General features: G+C 34.9%; 15 protein-coding genes and 8 tRNA genes. 9 read left to right on the top strand and 14 right to left on the bottom strand.

Annotated features, from left to right (window positions below):
• Positions 1 to 79: 79 nt before the first annotated feature.
• From H9L01_RS01270 to pta, 6 genes are all read right to left on the bottom strand, one after another.
• Positions 80 to 153: transfer RNA gene (locus H9L01_RS01270), tRNA-Gly, on the bottom strand.
• A 2-nt stretch (positions 154 to 155) separates the two neighbouring features.
• Positions 156 to 231: transfer RNA gene (locus H9L01_RS01275), tRNA-Lys, on the bottom strand.
• Between the two features lie 5 nt (positions 232 to 236).
• A tRNA-Tyr gene (locus H9L01_RS01280) sits at positions 237 to 320 on the bottom strand.
• Positions 321 to 344: 24 nt separating this feature from the next.
• Positions 345 to 420: transfer RNA gene (locus H9L01_RS01285), tRNA-Thr, on the bottom strand.
• A 2-nt stretch (positions 421 to 422) separates the two neighbouring features.
• Positions 423 to 498 (bottom strand) — tRNA-Val (locus H9L01_RS01290).
• Positions 499 to 683: 185 nt separating this feature from the next.
• Positions 684 to 1,655, bottom strand: coding sequence for a phosphate acetyltransferase (gene pta / locus H9L01_RS01295; protein ID WP_187534150.1), 972 nt, complete (start codon positions 1,653 to 1,655; stop codon positions 684 to 686).
• A 253-nt stretch (positions 1,656 to 1,908) separates the two neighbouring features.
• Between pta and H9L01_RS01300 the strand changes: the two genes are divergently transcribed.
• From H9L01_RS01300 to H9L01_RS01325, 6 genes are all read left to right on the top strand, one after another.
• Positions 1,909 to 1,983 (top strand) — tRNA-Gln (locus H9L01_RS01300).
• Between the two features lie 283 nt (positions 1,984 to 2,266).
• On the top strand, positions 2,267 to 2,764 hold the full coding sequence (locus tag H9L01_RS01305; RefSeq protein ID WP_187534151.1) for a TetR/AcrR family transcriptional regulator: 498 nt from the start codon (positions 2,267 to 2,269) through the stop codon (positions 2,762 to 2,764).
• 5 nt (positions 2,765 to 2,769) lie between these two features.
• Positions 2,770 to 4,083: an adenosylmethionine decarboxylase gene (gene speD, locus H9L01_RS01310; protein ID WP_187534152.1), complete on the top strand. Its 1,314-nt coding sequence runs from the start codon at positions 2,770 to 2,772 to the stop codon at positions 4,081 to 4,083.
• A gap of 133 nt (positions 4,084 to 4,216) precedes the next feature.
• The gene (locus tag H9L01_RS01315) at positions 4,217 to 4,531 is read left to right on the top strand and encodes a thioredoxin family protein (protein ID WP_187534153.1); all 315 of its coding nucleotides are present in this window, start codon (positions 4,217 to 4,219) and stop codon (positions 4,529 to 4,531) included.
• 69 nt (positions 4,532 to 4,600) lie between these two features.
• Positions 4,601 to 4,981: an RrF2 family transcriptional regulator gene (locus H9L01_RS01320; RefSeq protein ID WP_187534154.1), complete on the top strand. Its 381-nt coding sequence runs from the start codon at positions 4,601 to 4,603 to the stop codon at positions 4,979 to 4,981.
• 348 nt (positions 4,982 to 5,329) lie between these two features.
• Positions 5,330 to 5,403, top strand: a tRNA-Gly gene (locus H9L01_RS01325).
• A gap of 42 nt (positions 5,404 to 5,445) precedes the next feature.
• Here the strand turns inward: H9L01_RS01325 and H9L01_RS01330 are convergent.
• From H9L01_RS01330 to H9L01_RS01350, 5 genes are all read right to left on the bottom strand, one after another.
• Positions 5,446 to 6,870: a YwqG family protein gene (locus H9L01_RS01330; protein ID WP_187534155.1), complete on the bottom strand. Its 1,425-nt coding sequence runs from the start codon at positions 6,868 to 6,870 to the stop codon at positions 5,446 to 5,448.
• Positions 6,871 to 7,079: 209 nt separating this feature from the next.
• A tRNA-Val gene (locus H9L01_RS01335) sits at positions 7,080 to 7,155 on the bottom strand.
• 76 nt (positions 7,156 to 7,231) lie between these two features.
• Positions 7,232 to 7,828 (bottom strand): Maf family protein, encoded by a 597-nt coding sequence (locus H9L01_RS01340; RefSeq protein ID WP_187534156.1) that lies wholly within the window; start codon positions 7,826 to 7,828, stop codon positions 7,232 to 7,234.
• 14 nt (positions 7,829 to 7,842) lie between these two features.
• On the bottom strand, positions 7,843 to 8,271 hold the full coding sequence (locus H9L01_RS01345; RefSeq protein ID WP_187534157.1) for a GNAT family N-acetyltransferase: 429 nt from the start codon (positions 8,269 to 8,271) through the stop codon (positions 7,843 to 7,845).
• Positions 8,272 to 8,288: 17 nt separating this feature from the next.
• Positions 8,289 to 8,963 (bottom strand): response regulator transcription factor, encoded by a 675-nt coding sequence (locus tag H9L01_RS01350; RefSeq protein ID WP_187534158.1) that lies wholly within the window; start codon positions 8,961 to 8,963, stop codon positions 8,289 to 8,291.
• A gap of 195 nt (positions 8,964 to 9,158) precedes the next feature.
• On the opposite strand from H9L01_RS01350, the gene H9L01_RS01355 reads away from it, so the two are divergent.
• Genes H9L01_RS01355 through H9L01_RS01365 form a run of 3 tightly spaced genes read left to right on the top strand, consistent with a single transcriptional unit; the run spans position 9,159 to position 10,693 of the window.
• Positions 9,159 to 9,518, top strand: a complete 360-nt coding sequence (locus H9L01_RS01355; protein ID WP_187534159.1) for a CidA/LrgA family protein — start codon at positions 9,159 to 9,161, stop codon at positions 9,516 to 9,518.
• Positions 9,511 to 10,218, top strand: a complete 708-nt coding sequence (locus H9L01_RS01360; RefSeq protein WP_187534160.1) for an LrgB family protein — start codon at positions 9,511 to 9,513, stop codon at positions 10,216 to 10,218. The genes H9L01_RS01355 and H9L01_RS01360 overlap by 8 nt, the downstream gene beginning before the upstream one ends.
• Positions 10,219 to 10,255: 37 nt before the next feature.
• Entirely contained in the window at positions 10,256 to 10,693 is a 438-nt protein-coding gene (locus H9L01_RS01365) for a low molecular weight protein-tyrosine-phosphatase (protein WP_281381204.1), read from the top strand.
• 68 nt (positions 10,694 to 10,761) lie between these two features.
• Here H9L01_RS01365 and H9L01_RS01370 read toward each other — a convergent pair whose 3' ends face one another.
• Genes H9L01_RS01370 through H9L01_RS01380 form a run of 3 tightly spaced genes read right to left on the bottom strand, consistent with a single transcriptional unit; the run spans position 10,762 to position 12,871 of the window.
• The gene (locus H9L01_RS01370) at positions 10,762 to 11,526 is read right to left on the bottom strand and encodes a metallophosphoesterase (protein ID WP_246449119.1); all 765 of its coding nucleotides are present in this window, start codon (positions 11,524 to 11,526) and stop codon (positions 10,762 to 10,764) included.
• A 17-nt stretch (positions 11,527 to 11,543) separates the two neighbouring features.
• Positions 11,544 to 12,128, bottom strand: coding sequence for an ECF transporter S component (locus H9L01_RS01375; protein ID WP_187534162.1), 585 nt, complete (start codon positions 12,126 to 12,128; stop codon positions 11,544 to 11,546).
• Positions 12,125 to 12,871 (bottom strand): type III pantothenate kinase, encoded by a 747-nt coding sequence (locus H9L01_RS01380; protein WP_187534163.1) that lies wholly within the window; start codon positions 12,869 to 12,871, stop codon positions 12,125 to 12,127. The genes H9L01_RS01375 and H9L01_RS01380 overlap by 4 nt, the downstream gene beginning before the upstream one ends.
• Positions 12,872 to 12,929: the final 58 nt, after the last annotated feature.

Below are 12,929 nucleotides of genomic sequence, written 5' to 3' on the forward strand. Positions count from 1 at the left end.
TATTTAAATTACCATGGTTTAACTATATCATGAAATGAATACACAAAAAAACTCACCGGAGTGAGTTGTCGATTTTTTATGGAGCGGGTGAGGAGAATCGAACTCCCGTAGCCAGCTTGGAAGGCTGGAGTTTTACCATTAAACTACACCCGCAATGGTGTCCCGTGTAGGACTCGAACCTACGACCCACTGATTAAAAGTCAGTTGCTCTACCACCTGAGCTAACGGGACAAGAATGGTGGGGAGAGGCAGATTCGAACTGCCGAACCCTAAGGAGATGATTTACAGTCACCCGCGTTTAGCCACTTCGCTATCTCCCCACAATGTTATGGTAAATTTATAAATGGTGCCGACTAGAGGACTTGAACCCCCAACCTACTGATTACAAATCAGTTGCTCTACCAATTGAGCTAAGTCGGCAATGGTGGAGGTTAACGGGCTCGAACCGCTGACCCTCTGCTTGTAAGGCAGATGCTCTCCCAACTGAGCTAAACCTCCAGGTTTTTTTACTGCGTTTCCTTAACGCCTTAATAATATAACATATGCTTGAGAGTATAGTCAACACTAAAAGTGCAAATTATTAATTTATTTTAATAACTTACAAATAAAGGCTTTAAAAGTGCATATTTTCGTATTTTTATTTACAAAAAAGATTCGGTGAGAGACCGAATCTTAGTTTTTAATTAAATTAAAGTTTGAGCTGCAGTAATAATTGCAAGCTTATAAACATCTTCTTCAACACAACCACGTGATAAATCTGAAATTGGTTTGTTCAATCCTTGAAGGATCGGTCCAATAGCTTCAAATCCACCAAGACGTTGAGCAATCTTGTAACCAATATTACCAGATTGAATTTCTGGGAATACAAATACTTTAGCATGTCCAGCAACTTTTGATTCTGGTGCTTTTAAAGCTGCAACAGTTGGAGCAAAAGAAGCATCAAATTGTAATTCACCATCAATTAGATATTCTGGAGCTAATTCACGAGCAATCTTAGTTGCTTCTACAACTTTATCAACTTCTGGGCTCTTTGCAGATCCTTTAGTTGAGAAACTCATCATTGATACAATTGGATCAATTCCGAAGAGTTCTGCAGTACGTGCACTTTCAACAGCAATTTCAGCGAGTTCTTGTGCTGAAGGATTAATATTGATTGCACAGTCAGAGAATAAATATGTTTCAGTACGTTTGTGCATAATGAATGCACCACTTGTTCTACTTACTCCAGGTTTTGTTTTAATAATTTGTAATGCAGGACGAACAGTGTCTCCTGTTGAGTGAACAGCACCACTGACCATTGCATCAGCATAACCCATATATGTTAGCATTGTTCCGAAGTAGTTTACATTTTGAATCCATTTGTAAGCATCTTCTTTTTCTAATTTTCCATTACGACGTTCTACAAGTGCATCAACCATTGCTTCCTTATCTTGGTAGGTTTCAGGATCAATGATTTCCAATTTATCAGTTAAGAATCCTAAGTTATGAGACATTTCTTCAATCTCTTCCTTATTACCTAATAAAATTGGGTGTAGTAAACCATCTGCTGCAAGTCTTACAGCTGCACCAATAATACGTGCATCATTTCCTTCTGGAAAAACAACTTTTATGTTTTTTCCACTAATTTTGTGTTTGAGTCCTTCAAATAATTCCATTTGAGATATCTCCTCCTATTTCCATTTCCACATACTATAATATACTAGTCACCTACTACTTTAAAGGGTAATACCATTTTTTTAGGAATTATTTGATTAAAGATACACTACAAATACAATCTCTTCCTTTTGTAACTTTTCCAGTTGTTTTTCTTATCTATTTAGAAATATTGATATTTTTTACGAATTGGGGCTTGAAAAGGATTTATCTTATGCTATAATAAACAAGCAAACGGAAGTTAGCGCAGTATATTGGGCCATAGCCAAGCGGTAAGGCATCACACTTTGACTGTGACATTCCCTGGTTCGATCCCAGGTGGCCCAGCCAATATATAAATACAACACAATCAATTAGATTGTGTTTTTTTATATTATTGTGTTGCTATAGACTATTTTCACGACTTGAAGATCAATTATGTATCTTATATTCTATATTTCACGAACTTTTAGCCCTTTCACTCTGATCTTTCGTGTATGTATTTACATACTAACGCTACGAATAGGTTTCGATTTAGGTAAATCAATTTCTATTATATTCCTTGCATTAAACAATTTTTTGATTTAATATTAAAAGCGACAATGGTGTCGTTTTTATAGTTGGAGGACATAATATGAAGGCAAATAATGCAATCAAAGCTATCATCGAATCATCAAAACAGGTATTTATTACTCAAGGTCTTAATTCTGTATCCATGACTGACATTGTGAATGCCAGTGGTTATAGTCGCGGTGGTGTCTATCGCTACTTCAGTAATGTTGATGAAGTGTTCGAAGCATTGATGATGAATGAAATAACAAATCTGAACACTGAAAATTTTGCTTCCTTTAATGATTTTCTACAAACAGAAATTTTCGAACTTAATAATATTGATCAGACGCTTCGTTTAGCAGGCTATGAATACATGATGCATCATCGCGAAGACTCCACACTCGCTCAATCAATTTTCAAGAAGCATATCACACTCATTCAAAATCTAAAGCAATGCTCAGAATCACAAGCACATAAAATATTTGTATTACTTGAGGGCTTGACTGTTCTTAGTTTATCTGGGATTCTTGACGATACTACATTACAACAATGCATTAATCTAATTAATCATGAGGTTTAATAATAATGAAAGAATTAAAAACAATACAAAAAGAGACTGGTATTGAATCTCTAGAACAGGTTCACCATGCATTAATTCTCTTTTATATAAATAAAACGATATCTACTAAAACTATGGCTCAAATGATTAAACTGCCCGTTCCACTCGTCACTGCTCTGAAAAAGGAACTTGTTTCCTCCGGATATTTGATAAGGGAAAGCTTCTATGTTTTGAGTTTGAAAGGCATAGAGTATGTGGAATCACAATTGAATCTAAAATCATTAGATACGAACCAATATCAATATATATTAGACACTGATTCTAATCGAAACACTTATACTAATATGATAATGGAAACCATCGAACCCTGGTATCAAAATCGTCCTACGCCAAAAATGGAATTAGATCAAGCACATGCAACGCGTGAGACTGTAATTCAAAGAGTTATTAAATTAATGGAAGATCCACTAATATTTTCTAAAACCATCGTATTTCTTGGAGATGACGATCTTGTCAGTATTCTTCTATTCAAAGCCATCAATAATCTGGGCGTTATTCCTAATATTACGGTTCTTGATATCGATACAGATATACTAAATCACGTTGAATCCTTCTCCAACAAAAAAATCATGACACAGATGATCGATTTTAGAGATGAATCAATTTTTATCAATATCAAAGCTGACATCATTTTAATGGATCCACCCTATACAATTGCTGGTGTTGAAACATTTACTTCTACTGCCAACAAAATTCTCAATGATCATGGGAAAGTTTATTTATCAATGAGTCACAAAACAAAATCCGAGCAATTTCAAATTCAAACACTTATCAATCAAAATGGTTGGATGTACACTGAGATATTAGAAAACTTCAATAGCTATCTCGGCGGATCTATTATTGGAAATAAAAGTAACTTATACGTTATTCAAACATTTCCGCTCGAAGATTCCGAAACGAGCATGTATACCGCAGATTCAAGGAAATCAAAGAACTCTATTCAGCTCGGATATCAAGGCATGTATGAGCTTAGAGATTGTGACTACGACACCTTAACGAGCGTTGATGTTGTAAGAAGATTACTGTACGAGGTTACAACAGAATTTAATCTTCATGCAGTCACTGATGAGTTTCACCAATTTAACCCTTATGGCGTGAGTGGTGCTATCATCTTACAAGAATCTCACCTTGCGATACACACTTGGCCCGAACATCATTATGCAGCGGTAGATCTCTTCGTTTGCCATCCAGGTCTTAATGAATACAAAGTTCTAGAATTTCTAAAAGAGAGCTTTAAGGCAAACAGAGCAACAGTTAGAAAAACTAAACGAACAAGTTAATTTTTTTTGATACAAAAGCGACATCGATGTCGCTTTTGTATTGTTCTAAATGCACATAGTTTGCAATCTACAGGAGCTTGTCATAAACTAATCGTAGACAACAAATGTCTATAATATCTAGGAGGTAGTAAAGATGATCAAAGATATTAAGAATAATGTAATATGTAATGAAGATACCGAGTATACCATTCTCCAATTTTGGGCACCCTGGTGTGGCCCTTGCCGAATGATGAAACCGGTAGTTGAGGAGTTGTCCGAGGATAGTAATTTTGGGAATGTTTCTTTCCAACGTGTTAATGTCGATGAAAACCCCTTACTATCAAATTATCATCATGTTCAAAGTATCCCAACTCTTTTAGTTTTGAAAGGTGATACACTCGTGGAAACACTAGTCGGATTCAAACCAAAGAATAAACTCATGGAAGAACTGAATCGAGTCTTAATCTAATATATATATATTAAATGTGTGTTTCATTTCAATACATATGATAGAATAAGAAAAAAGCAGGTGATTATTATGAAATATTCAAAAGCAACGAATTATGCGCTTCATGTTGTACAACTTATTTACAAGAATGGTGACGAGGAAGCAATGAGTGTATCTAAAATCGCAGGTGAACTTCAAGTGGCTCCTTCTTATCTTTCCAAAATACTTGCAACCCTCGTTAAACAAGGAATTTTAGAAGCAGTATCTGGAGTTAATGGAGGATACCGTATCAATGCATCACATGATAAGATTACCATGTTGGATGTTATCCATGCCATTGAAGGTTCCCAATCTATGTTTGATTGTGATCCAAAGCATGGTCCAAACTGCACAATCTATCAGAAAATGAAAGAATCAGAAACGCAAATGGAAGCATTCCTTTCTTCCATCTATATTTCTGACTTAGTTTAATCTTCAAGAATAAAATGCGAGCCACATGGGTTCGCATTTTCATTTCCAGTTTTTATATTGTTGATACGCAGCATAAATCAGTACACCGACACAGGTAAGGCTTACTATATAATCAAGCGGTAGAAGTGAGGATGGCATCGTTACGTTAAAATACGCAAATCCCTTGGTTGTTATAAGCAGATATAGAATAGCAAATAATGATAGGATATGAATCGTTTTCTTCAAAAAAATCACCTCTCTTACTCTATAGTAACGCAATTCATTTGGAATATGAAGCAACTCATAATTTGTTTAGAAAAATATTTACAAGTATGCCTTAGAGGTCTATAATTAATTTGTAATTGATTTGCGGGTGTAGTTTAATGGTAAAACTCCAGCCTTCCAAGCTGGCTACGGGAGTTCGATTCTCCTCACCCGCTCCATAAAAAAATATAACCCACTCTAAAGTGGGTTTTTTCTTACTTTTAATAACAATCCCAATTATAAAGAACATCTGAAAAATCTCTTTTTTCTAGATTCTCTTTACTGATAAAGAAATTTGCGACTCCTGCATCTCCCCAGTCAATACACCTACCTGAAACGCGATCACTATCAATCTGTAAGAGCAGAATCTTATAATTATCAGTCTCATTTCTTGGATCATATTGTGTAAAAAATGGGTAACCGCTAATTTTATGTCCGTTACTCATTGATAGATCTAACGCATCATCGTAAATATCTCCTAATTCTTCGACACCTATTATGATGGATTCAGGATATAGCTCATTCCATTTCTTGACGAGAGCTGCCTCAGTCCCTTCTAAATATAGAGGAAAATCTTGTATCTCTTTAGTAAATGTCATCCCAAATTCACCCTCAAAAGGAAATTCTTGGAGAACTTGGTTCGCAAGATATTTTTGTTGAATTCTATCTGGTTTAATAGTTTTATCGATACTTTTAATATAACGAACTGAATAACCACTCGTATCACCATCAAAATCCAATCCGTATAGGTCATTACTTTCTATCCAAAACTGAAGGATACCTTCTCGTGGTAAATTAATTGAAATTTCCGGTAGTTCCTCCAAAACAATTTGCGCAAGCAAACGGAGTGGTTTGCCTTCCTTATTTGTCGGAATAGTTTGGGCTGGATCTAGATAAGGAAGCCCACCAAGCTTACTCTCAAATATTGTTGGATGTACATTGTGAAATTGAATTGCAATATAATCACTGAGATCATTTTGGTTCAATAAACTGCAAACTTTTTCAAACATTTCTTCAGTGACTTTCATTTTTTCTGGTTCAACTGCTCTTTGGATTTTTTGGGGAAGGTATTCATTTTTTCTGTTAAAGTATTTCAGCATTTCGAGATTATCAACATATAAAATGTGAGAGTCAGAACCTATATCAAACCGAATAAAACCGAGCTGATCTTTCTTCCATCGGTAATCTAAAACTTTAATCCATGATTCAACATCCCCCAAGATATCAAGATCACTTAAATCAGCATCTGGATTTCTATGATGAACTTTTCGAGTAAATTCATCGAGATCACAGGAGTTATTCACTTCAAATAAATAATCATGTTCGACAAGTAAATCAATCAACCCAATCCAACGCAAATCATTAATGCTAGTCATTTCAACGTCCAAATTTCTTTTTTCAAATTTATCATAATTTGCTTTAGCATACTCAAGCGGATTCGTAACACACGCCAAAGCCTCAAAAGACTCTTGTCTGAAGCTGAGAGCATTCCACAATCCCATATACGCTTTTACCATCATTTCATTAGTTTTTTCTTTTATGGGTTCTGAAATGGTATCCATCTTCGTTGATACTATTTCAATGGTCGAATTCGTTTCTTTATTCTTTTTTTTACTCGAAAAGAGTTTATTCATTAGTCTAGCCATAATAACCTCCTTTTCTTCTTTATACTTAAATACTAGGTTCCAAAGAGTTACAGGTCAATGTTTAACCAGACATTTTCAACAAACTCTCATTTTAGTAGGTTTAAAACAGTTTTGCTTGTCAAATATCACCACTAATTCACAAACAGAGTAAAAGATACGTTCTAATAAATAAAAACAGTACCTATCGATACTGTTTGTTTTGATATAAATGGTGGAGGTTAACGGGCTCGAACCGCTGACCCTCTGCTTGTAAGGCAGATGCTCTCCCAACTGAGCTAAACCTCCAAAGTTTGAATGCTTATTAATAATACACCGAATACGAATCAAAGTAAAGTACTCTTTGTAAAAGTGTGATATATCCTTAATCTTCTTTTTCAGCTTGTCTAAAATCTTGAACTGAAAACCCCATTTTCGTCAATTCAGTGGTGACTTTATTCAGTGGTAATCCCAAAATATTATTATAATCTCCTTCAATTCTTGATACAAACAATGATGCTTTTCCAGCAATAGAATATCCAGCTCTATCAAAAATATGCTCCTCATTTTCAAGATACCAATCTATTTCTTCAGAGCTGAGTGATTTAAAGAAAACTTCTGTTTCTTCATAAAAGGATCTTATCTTTCCCGTAGATTTATCGAAAAGAGTGACACCAGTTATTGCTGTATTTTTTTCTCCCGAGAGCAATTCCATCATCTCTCTTGCTTCACTCAAATTTTTTGGTTTTTCTAAGATTTTTCCATTGATAGTAATCACTGAGTCTGCTGAGAGAATAATCCCTTCTTTGATAAGATTTCCAACAGATTTCGCTTTTTGAAACGACAGATCCATACAATACTCTCGGGGATCTTCTTTAACAGAAACTTCCTCGATTCGAGATGGGACAGTCTCAAAATTAAAGTCAACAGACTTTAGGATTTGTTTTCGAGTTAATGAATTTGATGCTAAAATTAGTTTCATTCTATCCTCCCAAGTCAAACTTCTATTTCCATCGTTAAATAGTATTTCTTCACGCCTTTTACAGGGGTATTTTCAAGTTCACCAAAGATATGAAATCCTTGTTTTATATAAAAATCCTTGGCTTGAAAATCAAGAGTTGTTAAAGTAATTCGAGTTGCGTCTTGTTCAATCGCTAAATCTATTAAATGCCTCAACAGATTTTCTCCATATCGTTTTCCTCTTGCAATTTTATCTACTGCAAGAAGGTGCAGATGGACAACGTCATCGCGTTGCGTAGCGTAGTAACCTCCCATCACATTTCCATTTTCAGTTAATATGTATGAGTATTTTTGATATTCAAAAAACAGTTCTTTCCCATTTGAATATTGGTGCTCTTCCAGGAGCTCCGTAAGATATTCTTGATTCTCTTTATCATTTTTGGGTTCAATTACAATATGATTCATACTAAGACTCCGATCTATTATTTAGTACTTGGCAGACGAATGCCATTTCCCCATATTGTTTCAATATACTCTTCAGTATCATAGACACTTATTTTCTTTCTTAGATTGCTAATATAAACATTAATGACATTCAGATCATTAATTGTAAATTCTGTATCTAAGTGTTCTTTTAGTTCATGTCTGGTAAATATTTTTGTAGGATTCGTTAACAGTAGCTTAAAAAGAAGATATTCTTTATTCGATAGCTTCATATCCATACCATTCATGGTAATTCGATTAACTTCAGGATCATAGGTGACACGTTTAAAACATATTGGGCCATTAAAGCGATGCTTTCTCTCCGGCGAAATTGTATCGTTCAGTCTTTGAAAGATGAGTTCTTGATTAATCGGTCTGGAAATATAGTCATCAACCCCCAAACTCATTAACTCTAAAATTTTATTCACATCATTATTATTTGAAATTACGAGAAGTGGTACATTAGAACGTGCGCGAAGGCGTGAAACAAGCTCACTCTCACGCGCTAGAAGAATATTCGAGTCAAAAATAATAGCATCAATATCATTACTACGATAAATCATTTCGGCCATATCAATACTATTGGCAATTAATACATTATAATTTTTTTCAATAATTGTCATGATTTCTAAATACAGTTTATGTTCGTTAACTATTAACAGTATCGTTTCCATACATCTCTTCCCCTCTATAACTTGTTCTTATTATATCATGCTTTTTATGAATGATTCTTCACAGGATACGTGTATTTATGCTTATTATTCCGTGAATATAACTATTATCGCTTTTTTTTATTTTTTTTTACCAAAAATGCACATCTGTAACTTTCATATATGATAGAATATATGCGCTCGTTAAGGAGAAATTTCATGAATATCTTAGTTCAATTTTTTATTATATTAGTCTATTCCTTTGTTGGAGACATTATTCACACAACATTCAACTTACCTATTCCAGGTAGTATTATCGGCCTTGTCTTATTGTTCATTTCGCTAAAAACAAAAGTTCTCAAATTAGAATCTATCGAACGTGCTGGTAACTGGTTGAAAAGTAATATGGCACTCCTCTTTGTTCCTATTACCGTGGGAATCATGCCCTACTTTAATGTCATTCAAAAGAACTGGGTTGAAGTTACTCTCATAATGGTAATAAGTACAATTATCACCTATCTCGTTACTGCCTTTATTGCAGAATATATCTTAAAGAAGGAGGATAAAAAAAATGCTTAGTCTTATTGTTTCAAACCCTCTATTCGGAGTTGTTCTGACACTTGGTGTTTATTTTGCCGCACAAAAACTTCAAGAAAAAACCAATTTTGCCCTTCTCAACCCGCTACTTATCTCAAGTATTTTTATTATAATCTTACTATCAGTAACAAACATTGATTATGACAGTTTTAATAAAGGTGGATCATTTCTGACAATGTTAATTGGTCCAGCTACTGTTGCTCTTGCAATTCCACTATACAAAAATTTAGCTCTTCTAAAAAAACATTATCGTGTTATCTTAGTAAGTACCTTATCGGGAGTGATTGCCCATGCTATTCTCATTGGTCTCTTCACATTCATTCTTAACCTGTCGCCTGAGATGATTGCGACTATGATTCCAAAATCAGTTACAACGGCCATTGCGATTGATATTTCAAACCAACTCGGAGGAATCACAACACTTACTATCTCCGTCGTTATCGTAACCGGAATCTTAGGAGCAGCACTTGCACCAATTTTAAATAAATTCTTCAAGATTAATAACCCGATCGCTCAAGGACTCGCTCTCGGAACATCGGCACATGCTGTTGGGACTTCCAAAGCCGTCGAGATGGGTGAAATGGAAGGTACGATGTCCTCACTTGCTCTTATTATTACAGGAATTACTACAGTACTTCTTGCGCCCGTTACGCAAGCAATTATTCATTCATTATATTTCTGATATAATACTTATAAAGGAGTGATTTTTTATTAAAAAAATTTTATTTGTTTGCCTGGGAAATATTTGTCGTTCTCCCATGGCTGAAGGAATTTTCAGATCAAAAGCTAGCACAGACTACGAAATAGATTCTGCTGCAACCAGCTCTTGGGAAGAAGGCAATGTGCCACATCCTGGAACTCAAAAGATATTACTCGACCGTAACATCTCAACAAGAGGCATGCGTTCTCGTAAGATCTCAGATCACGATTTTGAGTACTACGACTATATTATTGGCATGGATAAAAACAATGTTCGTGACTTATACCATTTTTCACCTGAACAATACCATCATAAAATCAAACTCTTTTTAAACTCAGTTGATGGCTATGAAGGTATGGATGTTCCTGATCCATGGTATACGGGTGATTTTGATACTACAGAGAGACTTGTCGATCTCGGCACATCATCCTGGTTAAAAATTATAGAAAATGAATAAATAAAAACCACTCAGTTTTTCTGATTGCTATCTCTTAGATAAGAATCAGATTATCACTAAGTGGTTTTTTAAAATTCAATACTTACAATCTCTGGTCTCGCACAGAAACGAATGGGGAAACGATGAACACTTCCTCCAACACCGGAAGAAACGTAAAGTGACACATTTTGTTTTCGTTTCAAGCCATGCATGAGTTCCATACCATATTTAGATGCAAATGATGGTCCTAGCTTACCAAATAAGGTAAGCTGTCCGCCATGTAAATGACCCGACAACATCATATCAACAGCCGAAACTGATAAACTCCCAATATAATCTGGATTATGACTTACTAGAAGCGATATTTGATTCAAGTTATATTCAGGCAATTCTATAGTTCCTTTTTTAAAATCATCAACACCAATAATTTGTAAACCACAGTACTCAATTATATTGTTTTTGAGAACTTGAACATTCGATTTCTTCAAACCATTAATTACAGTTTCATAATCCTTATAGTCATGATTTCCTAAAACTCCTATCTTGGGTCCTGGCAGTTCTTTTAAGTAGTCGAAAATTAATTTATTATCCCAACACTTTTGATGAATGTAATCACCACCTAGGATGAGAAGATCATAGTCTTCATCTCTTATCAGATTTATTACTTTACGACATGCTTTGTGGTAAAAAACTCTTTTTTTGTGATCAAATTGAAAATCACTGGCGAACACGATTTTTTTACCTTGCAATTCTTTTGGAATTTCATTTCTTATTTGGAAATCTTCGACTTTAAGTCTTACCACTTTATAGTTTTGATACTCATAAAAAGAATATGAAAATAAAAGTATCATCATCAATATTATGACAAAAATCATTGTTGACCTGGATGGTGTATCTTTCGTAATACAATTGAGGTTGGTACCGCAATTAAGGCGCTCGCTACCATTTCCAAAATTCCATTTGCCATCAGTACTGTACCGATAAACGCAAGAACATTTGTTGAGAATACAGTTGCAATTTCCGGATTACCACTGCCAATTCCAGCATAGTACATCGCTCCAACAACACAGATTGTATGAATTAGGGTTGATAAGATTGCTGTTACCGTTGCCTTCACTGCAAAGTTTTTTGTAAATTTGTCCATCACACCTGCAATTACACCGATTGATATCCCAAAAATAACACGTGGCAATACAGAAACGAGCGGGTTAACAAATAATACATCTAACACTCCTGTAGGTCTTGTCGCAGCAATAAGTAATGCTGAAATTCCAAACACCGTAGCATTGAGTACACCACTCTTAAAACCGAGTACCAAACCTGCTACAATAACTGGAATATGCATGATAGTAATCGATACAGGCCCTACTGTGATCATTCCTAAGTTTGGAACAACAGCCAGCAAAATGGTCATCGCTATAAATAATGCATTTAAGGTTAATTCTTTTGTTTTCATACTAACATTCCTTTTTTTACTATTTGATACATGCCATCACTGAGAAGATATGGATCATAGACAAATCCAGTGATATCATCTTTAAATAACGCAGCATAGCCACCCGTTAGAACTCGAATACATTTTTGTCCTAACTCAGCTTCCATTTTACTTGCCAATCCTTCTATCTGAGCAATCAACCCGAACATAACTCCCGATTGGATTGCAGGTATGGTTCCATTTCCTATAACACGATCAGGGACAACAAGTTCTACTGACGGTAAGTGAGGAATAAAACTATTGAGAGCTTCTACAGAAGTTCCAAGTCCTGGAACAATTACTCCGCCTGCAAAGGAACCTTCACTATCAATAACAGTAAGCTTTGTTGCACTACCAACATCCGCAATAATAACTGGTTGCGGATACTTAGCTAATGCTCCAACTCCGGTTGCAATGAAATCGGCCCCTATATCTCTGGGTTCATCCAATAGAATTTTAAAATTGGTGATCGTATCACCATTAATATATTTAGGTTCAATTTTATATATTTCTTTTACACACTTATTAAACTCTTCATAAACACTCGGTACGACACACGATACTACCACTTCCGATACATTTATATCAATGGCAGAAAATACTTCTTTATAATATGTATAAACATTTTCTTTATGCGTCTCAATACGTTGCGTAAAAACACGGTCATCATTTTCATAACCGACAAGAACAGTGTTTGAGTTTCCAATGTCAATTGTTAGGATCATAGACTCACCCCTTGTGTACTTAGAATACACTAAATGTACAAATTTTTCTACCAAAAGA

Source organism: Erysipelothrix inopinata (assembly GCF_014396165.1).
Classification (GTDB): Bacteria; Bacillota_I; Bacilli_A; order Erysipelotrichales; family Erysipelotrichaceae; genus Erysipelothrix; species Erysipelothrix inopinata.